Raw genomic sequence first — 661 nt, forward strand, 5'->3', positions numbered from 1 at the left:
TCGTAGACGATGACGATTCGAAATCCGCGTTCTTCGTTTCGACATCCGCCAACAGCCTTTGCTTCGAGGTTCAAGCGCAGCGACCGGCGTCCTCGTATGTGGCCACGGTGTCGTAGTTCATCGCATCCGCGAATTCACGGATTGCATCCTTCTGATTGTCGATCGAATAGCTCTGGTGGTCGGTGGACATTCGCAGGTATTGAGCTGCGCGCACGCGCTGTGCGTTCTCAGCAGGTCGACGGACCGTGTGCGCCTGTTCCATCATTTCGCGCCTGGAAGGCAGATTGAACGTTCGCTTGAACCGGACGATCCTAGCGGTATGAGGCTTCAATCTCGTTACACAATGATCGACACTTTGTACCGAATGGACTTGTCGCCATAAACGAGAAGCGCGGAAAATAGCAGGCAGGCTTCTATCAACACCCGAGAAACCATGTCTTTTATCGTGAGGCCTCGTGCCCCCGTTCCGCCGCATTGCGGCCGCAGGTGGCAAGCCATAGGGATATCAGGCCTTCAAGGGAGACTTCACATGAACTTGCACAAAGTCATAGCCGCCGTGCTGATGACCGCAGCACTGGCCGGGTGCGCGCAGACCGAAGGCCAGCAGCGGGCCGGAACTGGCGCTCTGATCGGCGGCGCTGGCGGCGCCCTCGTCGGTCAG

General features: G+C 57.9%; 1 protein-coding gene. It reads right to left on the reverse strand.

All coding sequences use genetic code 11. The annotated features are described in order from the left end of the window. Positions 1 to 70: 70 nt before the first annotated feature. Positions 71 to 262 (reverse strand): recombinase family protein, encoded by a 192-nt coding sequence (locus EOA22_RS36210; RefSeq protein ID WP_244514443.1) that lies wholly within the window; start codon positions 260 to 262, stop codon positions 71 to 73. Positions 263 to 661 lie beyond the last annotated feature (399 nt).

The organism is Mesorhizobium sp. M7A.F.Ca.US.014.04.1.1, assembly GCF_003998745.1.
GTDB lineage: Bacteria > Pseudomonadota > Alphaproteobacteria > Rhizobiales > Rhizobiaceae > Mesorhizobium > Mesorhizobium ciceri.